Source organism: Pseudomonas sp. SORGH_AS_0211, assembly GCF_031453455.1.
Lineage (GTDB): Bacteria > Pseudomonadota > Gammaproteobacteria > Pseudomonadales > Pseudomonadaceae > Chryseomonas > Chryseomonas aestiva.
Genome location: NZ_JAVIZV010000001.1, coordinates 4,609,444 through 4,621,973, shown reverse-complemented (window position 1 = coordinate 4,621,973; position 12,530 = coordinate 4,609,444). Strand labels below are relative to the sequence as shown.

Here is a 12,530-nt window from a genome sequence, read left to right as displayed (position 1 = left end):
CGATTTTGCCGCTTGAGCAGCGCACGCGCCGGTCGTAGTCTGGAGCCCCGCCCGCGCCTCCTGCCGGAATCCTGTCATGCCCAGCCAGCCGCCCGTCCACCGCGTCGCCCTGCTGTTCAACGGCAGCAAGATCTACGACAGAGGCATCCTGGCCGGCATCGGCAACTACCTGAGCGGCACCCGGGCGCGCTGGGATCTGTTCCTGGAAGAGGATTTCCTCTGTCGGCTCAAGGGCATCGAACGCTGGCAGGGCGACGGCATCATCGCCGACTTCGACGACCCGGCGGTGAGTGCCGCCCTGGCCCACAGCGTGCTGCCGGTAGTGGCCATCGGTGGTTCCTACGCGGCCCCTGGCGACTACCCACCCGGCATCCCCTATGTGGCCACCGACAATGCCGCCCTGGTGCGACTGGCCTATGACCACCTGATCGAAGCCGGCCTGACCCGCTTCGCCTGCTTCAGCCTGCCCGCCGCCGACACCAATCGCTGGGCCGGCGAGCGCGAGGCGGCCTTTGCCGCCCTGCTCCGCCGTGACGGCCTGCCAGTGGAAATCTATCGCGGCCTGGAGACCAGCGCACCGCTGTGGGATACCGCGGTGGAACAGCTGATCGCCTGGCTGGAAGCCCTGCCCAAGCCGGTGGGCATCCTGGCCGTCACCGACGCCCGGGCGCGGCAACTCCTGCAGGCCTGTTTCACCGCCGGCATCCCGGTGCCGGAACAGGTGGCGCTGGTGGGCATCGACAACGACCCCCTGGCGCGCACCCTGACCCGCGTACCCCTGACCTCGGTGATCCAGGGGACCGAGGCCATCGGCCGCGAGGCGGCGCGCCTGCTGCACCAGCGCCTGCACGGTGTCGAACTGGGGGCGCCCCGGGTGCTGATCCCGCCGGAGGGCATCAACGTCCAGGCCTCCAGTCGCCACCAGCCGGTGCGGCATCCCCAGGTGATGCGCGCCCTGCACTTCATCCGCCAATACGCCTGCCAGGGCATCAAGACCGACCAGGTGGCCAGCTATGTCGGCATTTCCCGCTCGGCCCTGGAGGCGTCCTTTCGCCGCGAACTGGGGCGCAGCGTCCATGACGAGATTCTCGGCTTCAAGCTGGCCGCCGCAGCCGTGGCGCTGCAGGAAGAAGCCCCGAGCCTGGCGGAAGTCGCCCGGCGCTGTGGCTTCACCTCGGCGCAGTACCTGCACGCGGTATTCCGCCGCGAGTTCGGCTGCACCCCGCGCCAGTACCAGCAGCAACCCCGCGCCCTGGCGAGCGCTCATGAAAAAGCCCGTCCGGAGACGGGCTTTTCGACAGTTCCCGCGGCTTATTTGCCGACGGTCTGACCCAGGAACCAGGCACGTTCTTCGGCCTGGTCGATCCACTCTTCCAGCAGGCTGGTGGTGGACACGTCATTGGCGTCGTCGGTCAGGGTGTGGGTGGTGCGCATGTAGGCGGCCAGCGACTGGTTGTCGTCGTGCAGCTCGGTCAGCATCTGGTCCGCCGACAGGTCGGTGGCATCGCTGCTGGCCAGGCGCTTGAGTTGCACCATCTGCTCCAGGGAGCGCACGGTAGGCTGGCCGATCTTGCGGGCGCGCTCAGCGATCAGGTCGGTAATGCCGTACAGCTGGGTGGCTTGCTCTTCCAGCAGCAGGTGGTAGTCGCGGAAGTGCGAGCCCTTCATGTGCCAGTGGTAGTTCTTGGTCTTGATGTACAGCGCGAAGACATCGGACAGCAGCACGGCCAGGGCTTCGCCTACGGCCTGCTGGTTCTGCAGGGTGGCGTCTTCGCCCTGATGGGCCTTCTGCTTGACGCTGGAAACGGTCTTGAGTTCTTGCTTGGCATTGGCTACGGCCATGAGAGATCTCCTGTCAGGACGTGAAGAGAAAGAGGGTTCGCTTGAAGGAGCGCGAACAACAACGTCTGCAGAAATCGACCGCACCGGGCGAAAAATCGTTCATCGAATTTGCATATCGCCACCATGGGCAAGACGAATGGTTGCTGCCAGTGCGACTGCGTTTCATTGCCCGCTCCAGAGCCTGCCCCTGCGATGGCCGCTGCGCTTGTAGCTAGATGTGTAGGTAAAACCGTTTGTCAGCTTTGCCGCTAAACCACGGCGGTGCGAGAACTGCCGCTCGCTTGTCCCGGTCACCTTAAAGGCAAGGCACACGAACGGTCGCCGACAGCTCTCCGCCGGCCATTACCAGGTTCTGCAAACAGGTAGACGAGTATGACAAACCCCCTCGATACGGCTCAGGGAAGCACCTCGCAGGCCAAGGACGGCACCTCGGCAGAGGCCCATCTGCACGACCTCAAGGAGGTCGCCAAGGACACGGTGCAAGACGCCAAGCAAGAAGGCGCTGCCCACTTCGAACACTATCGGGACACCGCTGCCGACCAGCTCGGTGCCATTGCCCAAGGCGCCCAGGCGGCCGCTGACGAACTGGAAGACAAGGACACCCTGGGCCTGGCGCACTACGTCAGCGACATGGCGCAGAGCCTGACCGGCCTGGCCGAGGATCTGCGCGGCAAGAGCGCCGAGCAGCTATTGCACCAGGCCGGCACCCTGGCACGGGAGAATCCGGCGCTGTTCCTCACCGGCAGCATCGCCATCGGCTTCGGCCTGTCGCGCTTTCTCAAGGCCTCCAGCCAGCCGGACACCGGTAGCAGCCCGGGTGTCAGCGGCTCGAACGAGATGCCCTCACTGACCACTCCCTCGGTCGCCGCGGAAAACGAACTGGTGGAGCCGGCGGCCGGAGCCGACGTCATCCACACCAACAACATTCCCAAGGGTCCTGGCATCCACACGCCGACCACCACCGGCAGCGGTGACCCCATCGGCGGTGCGGCGATCAACCCGGCGCGTACCGACAGCAGCCTGAACACCGGCATCTCGTCCAGCCATCTGGACCGTCCCACCCTGAGCGGAGACAAGCAGCCATGATCAACGAGAATCCCACTCCGCGTCCCGCCGAGGGCGATACTTCGGTCGTCGGCCTGGTCAAGCAGCTGGTTCACGAGGTACCGGCGCTGTTCACCAAGGAACTGGCGCTGGCCAAGGCCGAACTGGGCGAGTCGCTGCGCACCACCAAGGCCGGTGTGGCCGGGGTCGCGGCCGGCGCCATCGTGCTGCTGGCCGGCTTCATCGTGCTGCTCATGGGCATCGTCTATTTCCTCTCCCAGTACCTCACCCCCTGGGCCGCCGCGCTGCTGGTGGGCGCCGTGGTCATGGTGATCGGCTTCATCATGCTGCAGTCGGGCAAGAAGCAGTTCGAGCCGTCCCACTTCACCCCTGATCGCACCGTCAACAGCCTGCAGAAGGACAAGGACGCCGTACGGAGAGCCGCACAATGAGCATCACCGATCAGATTGATCAGGAATCCCGCAAGAATCCCGACGAGCTCGAGCGCGAGATCGACCAGAAGCGCGAGCGTATCGAAGACCTGGTAGGGGCCCTGGAAAGCCAACTGTCGCCTGGCCAGCTGTTCGACCAGGCGCTGTCCTACACCAAGGGCCATGGCGGTGAGTTCGCCCATAACCTGGGCAACACCCTCAAGGCCAATCCGGTTCCGGCGGTGCTGACCTCCGTAGGCCTGCTGTGGCTGGCGCTGGGGCAGAATCGCACACCGGCGCCGGCCACCACGGGCACCCCGCTCAAGGACAAGCTGTCCGGTGCGCTGGACTCGGTCGCCAACAGCGCGGGCCATACCCGCGATTCCCTGAATCGTGGCAGTCACGATGTCCGCGACAAGGTGACCGGCCTGGGCGAGAGCGTATCGGCCAAGGCCTCCCAGACCGGGGAGCGGCTGAGCGATACCGCTGCGCAGGCAAAGGACACCCTGGCTGATCAGGCGCAACAGCTCAAGGGCACCTTCGAGACCCTGCTGCGCGACCAGCCACTGGTGGTCGGTGCGCTGGGCATAGCCCTCGGTGCCCTGCTGGGCGCTTCCCTGCCACGCACCGAGACCGAGGACCGCGCCCTGGGCAGGCACAGTGACAAGCTGACCGCCAAGGCCAAGCAGGCCGCGAGCAGTGGCTACGAGCAGGTCAAGGCGGCAGGACAGGATGTGGCGAAGGAGACGCGTCAGGCCACCCAGGCCAACGACAGCCAGCCGGCAGGTGCGGGGACTGCGCCCAGAAACCTGAGCAATGATCCCGATGCCGGGGTCGAATCCATGGCAGGCTCGCCGAGGGCGGGCACCGGCAGCACCCTTGGGGCCACCCAGGCGACAGCGGGCATGAATGTCGGCCGCACCGCGGCCAGCGGCAATACCCCTGGAGCGGTAGGCGACGAGAGTGGCATGGCCATCCCACCGCGCAGCATCTGACCGGCAGGATGGCCGAGGTCAGCAAGTGACCTCGGTAGCAAAAGCAAGGGCGCACCGATTCGAACCGGTGCGCCCTTGTCGTTTGATGCCTGTCTCAGTAACCCGGATCCGGGTTTTCCTTGGGCTGTTCGGGTCGCTTGCTGTCCTGCGGACGCTGCTCTTCACCGCCCTGATTGAGTTCCTTGTGGGTCTCGCCGACCTTGCCGGCGTTTTCCGGCTTGTGGTCGAGATCGTCGCGCTTGGCCATGATGCTCACCTCTTGTGGCTGAGTACGTTAGGCAACGGGACGGGGCCAGGGTGCCCCGCCGGCGTCGGCTAGGCCCATCTCGAAAAGTCGCCGAGGGAAAGTCAGGCAAGGCAAAAATCAGCAAGGAAGCGGAGTCTACGAGTGGTAAATGAGCATTCCGAGCTGATTTTTGACGCAGCATGGCCGAGAGCGGGCAGTTTTCGAATGCGCCTACCGCAGGGGCGGCGCCATGAATTCCGGCCCCACCGGGTCCTTGACGTGCTCGGCGAGAAGGGCGTCGATGGCCGCCAGGTCCTCGGCGGACAGCCGCCAGCCGAAGGCCTCGTCCAGTCCCTGCAGCTGCTCGGGCTTGCGCGCGCCCCACAGGGCGATGGTCGGCCCCTGATCGAGGATCCAGCGCACCGCCAGGGCCAGCACCGACTTGCCATGGCGCTCGCGGGCAAAGGCGGTCAGGGCCTCCACCGCGGCCAGGTACTGGGCGAAGCGCGGGGCCTGGAACTTGGGATCGCCCTGGCGCAGGTCGTCGCCGTCGAAGCGCGTCTGCGCATTCATGCGCCCGGACAACAGGCCGCGGCAGAGCGCACCATAGGCCAGCACCACCAAGCCATGGTGCTGGGCATAGGGCAGCACATCGGCCTCGATGGCGCGCTCGAAGAGGTTGTAGGGCGGCTGCACCGTGGAAGGGTTGGCGAACTGGCGGAAGGCCTCCAGTTGCTCGGGCGAATAATTGCTCACGCCGATGGCGAGGATCTTGCCCTCCTGCCGCAGGCGCTCCAGTTCGCGCGCGGTTTCCTCGTGGGGCACCTGGGGATCGGGCCAGTGCACCTGGTAGAGATCGATGCGATCGGTGCGCAGACGCCGCAGGGAATCCTCCACCTCCTGACGGATGCGCGCGGCGCTGGCGTTGCGGCGCACCTCTTCATTCGGCCACTCCAGGGCCACCTTGGTGGCGATCACCGCCTGGTCGCGGATGCCTTCCAGGGCCTTGCCGACGATTTCCTCGGAACGACCGAAGCCGTACACCGGCGCGGTGTCGATCAGGTTGATGCCGCCTTGTACGGCGCCACGGATGGTCTCGATGGAGCGGGCTTCGTCGGTACCGCCCCACATCCAGCCACCGATGGCCCAGGTGCCGAGGGCGATGCGGGAAACGGGGGTATCGATACCCGGGATACGTAGGGTTTCAGTCATGGAAAGCTCCAGGCGAAAGACGCCAGTCGGAAGGATCAACCTTGTGAGGCTAATTCAAAAGGCGTTGAATAGGGCTCAACGAACGCTTGACCCCTAGAGCGTGTTCAAAGGCTCGCGAGCTGGAGACAAACAAGGCATCTTCAACGCCGTTTGGCCGACGCGCAGCATTTTTGAACAGGCTCTTATTCGCGCGAGGACCGTGCATGCCCACCCTGAATCGCGGTGAACTGGCCGATCTCAACGTCTTTGTCGCCCTGGTCCGGCGGCGCAGCTTTCGCCAGGCCGCCATCGAACTGGGCGTCACCACCTCGGCGCTGAGCCATGCCCTGCGCCAGCTGGAGACCCGGCTGGGGGTCAAGCTGCTCAATCGCACCAGCCGCTCGGTGGTGCCGACCCTGGCCGGCGCAGCCCTGGCGGAAAAGCTCGAACAGGGCTTCGCTCTCATCGGCGAGGCCCTGGGCGAGCTGGACCAGCACCGCAACGCCCCGGTCGGGCGCCTGCGCCTGAGCGTGCCGCGCGATGCGGCGCGGCTGCTGGTGACTCCGACCCTGCCCAGGCTGCTGGCGGCCTATCCACAGTTGCAGCTGGACATCAGCGTCGAGGATCGCCCGGTGGACATCGTCGCCGACGGCCTTGATGCCGGCATCCGCTATGGCGACACCGTGCCCCAGGACATGGTCGCCCTGCCGCTCACCGACGAGTTGCGCTGGATCGTGGTGGGCGCCCCCGCCTACCTCGACCGTCACGGTCGACCGCAGCAGCCGGAGGAGCTTGCCGAGCATCGCTGCGTGCGCCTGCGCCTGGGCAGCGGCGCCCTCTATCGCTGGGAGCTGGGCAGCGGCGCCACTACCCGAACGATCGACGTTCCCGGCCTGCTCACGGTCAACGAGACCGAGACCTCGATCCAGGTCGCCCTCGACGGCCTGGCCCTGGCCTATTGCCTGGAATGGCGAGTGGCCGAGGAATTGCGCGATGGTCGCCTGGAGCAGGTGCTGCCGGACTGGGCCTCGCCCGGCGCGCCGCTGTGCATCTACTACCCGAGTCGGCGCCAGCCACCGCCTGGCCTGCGCCAACTGATCGAGGCCCTGCGCCAGACCTGGACCGGGCGCCACCCCTGAGGGCGCGAACCAACCGCCACGCCCGGGGGTCCCCTGACCACGCCATGATCGCCTGACCGAGGAGGCCCTCTTGCCCGCAGCCAACGCCGCCGCATCCGACCTGCCGCTGCCCGTGGAGCGCGAACTCAGCCCCCGGGCGCTGCTCACCGGGGCGCTGCTGGGCATCCTGCTGACCCCGGCCAATGTCTATGCCGGCCTCAAGATCGGCTGGTCGTTCAACATGTCGATCATCGCCCTGCTGGTGAGCTACGGCCTCTGGCACCGCCTGGGGCGCCGCCTGCAGCAACCGGGCTGGACGCTGCACGAGAGCAACATCAACCAGACCGTGGCCTCGGCGGCGGCCAGCATCGTCTCCGGCGGCCTGGTCGCGCCCATCCCGGCCTACACCCTGCTGACCGGCCAGGAATTGCCGACCCTGCCCCTGATGGGCTGGGTGTTCGCGGTGAGCTTTCTCGGCATCTGGGTGGCCTGGTACCTCCGGCCCCTGCTGCTGGCCGATGCCAGCCTGAAATTCCCCGAGGGCCTGGCCACCCTGGAAGCCCTGCGCCAGGTCTATGCCAGTGGCGCCGAAGCCCTGGCCCGCCTGCGGGTGCTGCTGGGCGCCCTGGCGCTGTCGGCGGCGGTCAAGCTGGTGGACACCTTCGCCTGGACGCTGCCGCGAGTCGCGCCCTCGCCGGCCCTGGAACGCCTGACCTTCAGCTTCGATCCCTCGCTGCTGCTGCTCGGCTTTGGCGGCATCATCGGCCTAAGGGTCGGGCTGTCGCTGCTGCTCGGCACCCTGCTGGCCTGGGGCGGTGTCGCGCCCTGGCTGCTGGGCAGCGGTGTCGCCGCGCTGCCGGCCGGCGCCAGCGGCCCGCAATACGCCTTCCTGGTGCAATGGCTGCTCTGGCCCGGGGTGAGCCTGATGGTCAGCGCCACCCTGGCTTCGCTGGCCGTGCGGCTGATCACCCTGCCCCGCGCCGAACGTCGTCGCCAGGGCTGGCGGCGGCCGCGCGCCTGGCCGCTGGCGCTGCTGCTGGGGGCGGCCCTGCTGGTGGTGGTGCTGCAGGTGCAGCTGTTCGGCATCGATCCCTGGCTGGCCCTGCTGGCCCTGCCCCTGGCGCTGTTTCTCGCCGCCATGGCCGCGCGGGTGGTCGGTGCCACCGGCATTCCCCCCATCGGCGCCATCGGCCAGCTGTCGCAGCTGACCTTCGGCCTGGCCGCCCCCGGGCAGGTCAACATCAACCTCATGGGTGCCAACACCGCCGGCGGCGCGGCGGGCCAGAGCACCGACCTGATGAACGACTTCAAGGTCGGCCAGGCCATCGGCGCCACCCCGGCCAAGCAGGTGGTCGCCCAGTGCCTGGGCATTGCCCTGGGCGCGGTGACCGGGGTGCTCACCTACCGGCTGCTGATTCCCGATCCCCAGGCGCTGCTGCTCAGCGCCGCCTGGCCGGCGCCGGCGGTGGCCCAGTGGAAGGCGGTGGCGGAGACCCTGACCCAGGGCCTGGGCGCCCTCGATGGCGCCATGCGCCTGGGTATCGTCCTGGGCGCCCTGGCCGGCTTGCTGCTGGGCCTGGCCGAAGCCCTGCTGCCCGCCCGCCGCGCGCACTGGCTGCCCAGCTCGGCAGCCCTGGGGCTGGCCTTCATCCTGCCGGCCTCGGTAGCCCTGATGATGACCCTGGGCGCCCTGCTCACCGCCCTGGTGCGCTGGCGGGCGCCGGGCCTGGCCGAGCGCTTCGCCCTGGCCGCCGCGGCGGGGCTCATCGCCGGGGAAAGTCTGGCCGGCGTCGGGGCGGCGTTCTGGCAAATGCTCGCCGCCTGAACTGCGACAACGTGTCAACTGGACAATAATTTCCAGACGTAATGTCGCGAACCTTTCAATAACCTTTCAAACCCATGAAATTCGGGGGTTCCGGTCCGATTCAGCTTGCCAGCGCGCTTTTGCAACACATAAGGTTACAAATAGCGCGACCCACCCGCGAGAGGTCTGGGCGCCCTGCGCGAGCTGTCTCCATAACAAACCCAATCCGAGCTAGCAGTCATGGCCACCACCTCGAAAGCCAAATCCGTCTTCCGCGTCGTCAGCGGAAACTTCCTCGAAATGTACGATTTCATGGTCTATGGCTTCTATGCCACGGCCATCGCCAAGACGTTCTTTCCCGGCGACAACGAACTCGCCTCCCTGATGCTGTCGCTGGCCACCTTCGGTGCCGGCTTCCTGATGCGCCCCCTGGGGGCCATCTTCCTCGGCGCCTACATCGACCGCCACGGCCGTCGCCACGGCCTGATCGTCACCCTGGCGCTGATGGCCCTGGGCACCCTGCTGATCGCCGTGGTGCCGGGCTATGCCACCCTGGGCGTCGCCGCACCGCTGCTGGTGCTGCTCGGCCGCCTGCTGCAGGGCTTCTCCGCCGGCGTCGAACTGGGCGGCGTGTCCGTCTACCTGTCGGAAATCGCCACCCCCGGCCGCAAGGGCTTCTTCGTCTCCTGGCAGTCCGCCAGCCAGCAGGTCGCAGTGGTCTTCGCCGGCGTGCTGGGCGCCCTGCTGAACCACTGGCTATCGCCCGCCGAGATGGGTGAGTGGGGCTGGCGCATTCCCTTCCTGATCGGCTGCCTGATCGTGCCCTTCCTGTTCATCATCCGGCGTTCCCTGGAAGAGAGCCCCGAGTTCGAGGCGCGCAAGCATCGGCCGACCTTTGGCGAGACCATGACCTCCATAGGCCAGAACTTCGGCGTGGTGCTGGCGGGCGTGGCCATGGTCTCCATGACCACCGCCTCCTTCTACCTGATCACCGCCTACACCCCGACCTTCGGCCGTCACGAGTTGCACCTGACCGATCTGGACAGCCTGATCGTCACCGCCTGCGTGGGCATCTCCAACTTCATCTGGCTGCCGGTGATGGGCGCCCTGAGCGATCGCGTCGGCCGTCGTCCGCTGCTGATCTTCGCCACCGTGCTGGCCATCCTCACCGCCTACCCGGCGATGATCTGGCTGACCCACGCCCCGGGCTTCTCGCGCCTGCTGATGGTCGAGCTGTGGCTGTCCTTCCTCTATGGCACCTACAACGGTGGCATGGTGGTGGCCCTGACCGAGGTGATGCCGGCCCATGTGCGCACCACCGGCTTCTCCCTGGCCTACAGCCTGGCCACCGCGACCTTTGGCGGCTTCACCCCGATGGTCTGCACCTGGCTGATCCAGGAGACCGGCAACAAGGCCGCCCCCGGCATGTGGCTGACCCTGGCCGCCGTGCTCGGCCTGGTCGCGACCCTGACCCTGTTCAAGGGCAACGCTCAGCCGCGCTTCAAGACCGTCACCGCCTGACAGGCCTGTCGCAGAGCGGCAGGCCCTGCCGCTCTCGCGCCCACCCAGGTCGCTCCGTGCATCGAACTGTCATGACCTTTTGCTATGGTCTAGACCAGATGACCGCATGCCGCGGTCACCGTGCCGGAGCCCGCCGATGCCCACCCTTCCCCGCCTTCTCGCCGGCCTGGCCGGCGGTCTGCTCAGCCTCACCGCTGCCGCCACCGAGCTGACCCACTGGCCGGCCGATGCCGCCCGCCAGCTCGACGCCCTGATCGCCGCCAATGCCAACCAGGGCAACTACGCGGTGTTCGACATGGACAACACCAGCTATCGCTACGACCTGGAAGAGGCCCTGCTGCCCTTCCTGGAGATGAAGGGCGTGCTGACCCGCGACACCCTGGATCCCTCGCTCAAGCTGATCCCCTTCAAGGACGTCGGCGGCCACAAGGAGAGCCTCAACAGCTACTACTACCGGCTGTGCGAGGTCGACGACCTGGTCTGCTACCCCTGGGTCGCCCAGGTGTTTTCCGGCTTCACCCTCAAGCAGCTCAAGGGCTACGTCGACGAGCTGATGGCCTACGGCAAGCCGATCCCCGCCACCTACTACGGCAAGGACGACACCGTCGAGACGGTGGAGATCAACCCGCCCAAGCCCTTCACCGGCCAGCAGGAGCTCTATCACAAGCTGATGGAGAACGGCATCGAGGTCTATGTGATCAGCGCCGCCCACGAGGAGCTGGTGCGCATGGTGGCCGCCGATCCGCGCTACGGCTATGGCGTGAAGCCGGAAAACGTCATTGGCGTCAGCACCCTGCTCAAGGACCCGGCCACCGGTGCCCTGACCACCGCCCGCAAGCAGATCGCCGAAGGCAAGTACGATCCCCAGGCCAACCTGAAGCTGCAGGTCACGCCCTATCTCTGGACCCCGGCCACCTGGTTCGCCGGCAAGTACGCGGCCATCCTCACCTACATAGATCCCTGGAAGAAACCCATCCTGGTCGGCGGCGACACCCCGGTCAGCGACGGCCCCATGCTGTTCCAGGGCGTGGACGCCGCCAAGAACGGCATCCACCTGTGGATCGACCGCAAGTCCAAGTACCGCACCCAGATCGAGGCGATGATGAAGAGCAACGCCGAGGGTCAGGCCAATGCCGGTGTGGCGGTGAACGCGGACCAGCACTGGGTGATCGTCAAACCCGAAGACATCCAGTAGGCCCGCGGCGATCGGGCGGGCTAGACTGGAGACTCCTTCTGCCCGCCCTGGAGCCCGCCATGGAACACCTGGTCCTGACCGTCATCGCCCCCGATCGCCCCGGTCTGGTGGAAGCCCTGGCCGACTGCGTGGCCGCCCAGGGCGGCAACTGGCTGGAAAGCCGCATGGCCCACCTGGCCGGGCAGTTCGCCGGCATCCTCTCGGTGGAAGTGGAACCGGAATTGCGCAACGGCCTGGTGGAGACCCTGCAGCAGCTGGCCATTCCCGGCCTGCGCATCCTGGTGGGCGAGCCGGGCCAGCCGGCTGCGGTGGGTGCACCGCTGGTGCAGCTCGACCTGCTGGGCAACGACCGCGTCGGCATCGTCCGCGACATCACCCGGGCGCTGCATCAGGTGGGCGTCAACGTCGAGCGCCTGTCCACCGAGACCCGCCCGGCACCCATGAGCAGCGAGGTGCTGTTTCACGCCACCGCCCTGCTGGCGCTTCCGGCGGACCTCGAGCTCGAGGCCCTGCAGGCCCACCTGGAAACCCTCACCGACGACCTGATGGTGGAACTCAAGCTCTATCGGCACGGGCATGACTAGCGCCGCACAGACCGATCTATACAGATCTATAAAGGTCTTTAATCGACGTTAAAGGCGCACTTCGGTGATCTCGCAGCAGGGTGCCGCTCACCGCTCCCGCCCCTTCTCCAACCGCCGCCGGATACCCTCGGGGACATCGTCCGGCAGCGGCATCCGTCCATCCGCCGGCAGGGCTTCCAGGCCGGCTTCGTCCAGCAGTACCAGCACCTCCTCCTTGAGGCGATTCAGGGCGAAGGCCTGCCAGGCCTCGCGTACCGAGGGAAAGAGGTCCAGTTCGTAGTCGAAGGTACGAATCGGCCGGCGGCTCTCCAGGGCGGCACGCAGGAGCGGCTGGGCGTGGGGATGGCGCAGCTGGTGCAGAAAGGCTTCGCGTAGCTCCAGGCGATCCTCCTGGGTCAGGCGCGGCAGCGGCAGGTAGCGTTCGGGATCTTCCAGTTCCTCGCGTTCCTCCAGACTGAGGTCGTCCGGATCGAGCAGGCGCAGGGCGCCGCTTGCAAGGTCGAGGAAGTGGGTGCCTCGCTCCCGGCTGTCGAGGGCGGCAGCCAGCAGATCGAGGTCGAGGGTGAGGGCGCGCATGGC

13 protein-coding genes are annotated in these 12,530 nt (G+C 67.1%); 9 read left to right on the top strand and 4 right to left on the bottom strand.

Annotated elements, in window-relative coordinates; translation table 11 throughout:
• Positions 1–76: 76 nt before the first annotated feature.
• Positions 77–1,330 carry a DNA-binding transcriptional regulator gene (locus tag QE393_RS21360; RefSeq protein WP_310045509.1) on the top strand — a complete coding sequence of 418 codons (1,254 nt, stop codon included), beginning with the start codon at positions 77–79 and terminating at the stop codon, positions 1,328–1,330.
• Here QE393_RS21360 and QE393_RS21355 read toward each other — a convergent pair.
• Positions 1,312–1,842: a Dps family protein gene (locus QE393_RS21355; protein ID WP_017639603.1), complete on the bottom strand. Its 531-nt coding sequence runs from the start codon at positions 1,840–1,842 to the stop codon at positions 1,312–1,314. The two genes, QE393_RS21360 and QE393_RS21355, sit on opposite strands and share 19 nt — an antisense overlap.
• Positions 1,843–2,214: 372 nt before the next feature.
• Between QE393_RS21355 and QE393_RS21350 the strand changes: the two genes are divergently transcribed.
• From QE393_RS21350 to QE393_RS21340, 3 genes are read left to right on the top strand one after another with little or no spacing between them, the layout of a single operon-like run.
• Positions 2,215–2,928, top strand: a complete 714-nt coding sequence (locus QE393_RS21350; RefSeq protein ID WP_310045507.1) for a hypothetical protein — start codon at positions 2,215–2,217, stop codon at positions 2,926–2,928.
• The gene (locus QE393_RS21345; RefSeq protein WP_158890583.1) at positions 2,925–3,338 is read left to right on the top strand and encodes a phage holin family protein; all 414 of its coding nucleotides are present in this window, start codon (positions 2,925–2,927) and stop codon (positions 3,336–3,338) included. Before QE393_RS21350 ends, QE393_RS21345 begins: the two co-directional genes overlap by 4 nt.
• Complete coding sequence (locus QE393_RS21340) at positions 3,335–4,312, top strand: DUF3618 domain-containing protein (protein WP_310045505.1); 978 nt, start codon at positions 3,335–3,337, stop codon at positions 4,310–4,312. The genes QE393_RS21345 and QE393_RS21340 overlap by 4 nt, the downstream gene beginning before the upstream one ends.
• 94 nt (positions 4,313–4,406) lie before the next feature.
• Here the strand turns inward: QE393_RS21340 and QE393_RS21335 are convergent, their stop codons facing one another.
• Both QE393_RS21335 and QE393_RS21330 read right to left on the bottom strand, forming a co-directional pair.
• Entirely contained in the window at positions 4,407–4,559 is a 153-nt protein-coding gene (locus QE393_RS21335) for a hypothetical protein (RefSeq protein WP_169742412.1), read from the bottom strand.
• Positions 4,560–4,769: 210 nt separating this feature from the next.
• Entirely contained in the window at positions 4,770–5,750 is a 981-nt protein-coding gene (locus tag QE393_RS21330) for an aldo/keto reductase (protein ID WP_310045503.1), read from the bottom strand.
• Between the two features lie 203 nt (positions 5,751–5,953).
• Here QE393_RS21330 and QE393_RS21325 point away from each other — a divergent pair, with 203 nt between their 5' ends.
• The 5 genes from QE393_RS21325 to QE393_RS21305 all read left to right on the top strand — a co-directional run bounded on the left by QE393_RS21325 (position 5,954) and on the right by QE393_RS21305 (position 11,951).
• The gene (locus QE393_RS21325) at positions 5,954–6,868 is read left to right on the top strand and encodes a LysR family transcriptional regulator (RefSeq protein ID WP_310045502.1); all 915 of its coding nucleotides are present in this window, start codon (positions 5,954–5,956) and stop codon (positions 6,866–6,868) included.
• Positions 6,869–6,938: 70 nt separating this feature from the next.
• Complete coding sequence (locus QE393_RS21320; protein WP_310045500.1) at positions 6,939–8,672, top strand: OPT family oligopeptide transporter; 1,734 nt, start codon at positions 6,939–6,941, stop codon at positions 8,670–8,672.
• A 219-nt stretch (positions 8,673–8,891) separates the two neighbouring features.
• A complete protein-coding gene (locus tag QE393_RS21315) occupies positions 8,892–10,172 on the top strand; it encodes an MFS transporter (protein WP_133862022.1) in 1,281 nt (426 codons plus the stop codon).
• A gap of 136 nt (positions 10,173–10,308) precedes the next feature.
• On the top strand, positions 10,309–11,367 hold the full coding sequence (locus QE393_RS21310; RefSeq protein WP_310045499.1) for a haloacid dehalogenase-like hydrolase: 1,059 nt from the start codon (positions 10,309–10,311) through the stop codon (positions 11,365–11,367).
• 59 nt (positions 11,368–11,426) lie between these two features.
• Complete coding sequence (locus QE393_RS21305; protein ID WP_273805686.1) at positions 11,427–11,951, top strand: glycine cleavage system protein R; 525 nt, start codon at positions 11,427–11,429, stop codon at positions 11,949–11,951.
• A gap of 87 nt (positions 11,952–12,038) precedes the next feature.
• On the opposite strand, the gene QE393_RS21300 is transcribed toward QE393_RS21305, so the two are convergent.
• Entirely contained in the window at positions 12,039–12,527 is a 489-nt protein-coding gene (locus QE393_RS21300; protein WP_310045497.1) for a UPF0158 family protein, read from the bottom strand.
• Positions 12,528–12,530: the final 3 nt, after the last annotated feature.